Origin of the sequence: Nostoc sp. PCC 9305, from assembly GCF_963920915.1 — a bacterium.
Taxonomy (GTDB): domain Bacteria; phylum Cyanobacteriota; class Cyanobacteriia; order Cyanobacteriales; family Nostocaceae; genus Nostoc.
The window spans coordinates 1-213 of the sequence record NZ_CAWUDN010000325.1 but is presented as its reverse complement, the minus strand read 5'-3'; the positions used below and the strand labels follow the sequence as shown (position 1 = coordinate 213).

The following is a 213-nucleotide window of genomic DNA, read 5'->3' as shown; positions in this document are numbered from 1 at the left end:
CACCCGGCCGTGCGCGCCCAGCAGGCGGGTCGCCGCGCCGATCAGGCCGAACACCGCGCCGGACGCCCCCACCATCGGATTGGGCGAGCCCCAATGGATCAGCCCATAGCCCAGCGCCGCCAGCGCGCCGCACGACACATAGAACAGAAGAAAGACGCTGGGTCCGATCCGGTCGCCGAACAGCCGCGCCACCGGCGCCCCGAACGCCACCGC

1 protein-coding gene is annotated in these 213 nt (G+C 73.2%); it reads right to left on the bottom strand.

The window, feature by feature from the left end:
• The coding region (locus ACM0OX_RS35915) for a rhomboid family intramembrane serine protease (protein WP_414520005.1) at positions 1–213 on the bottom strand (213 nt) is incomplete at both ends.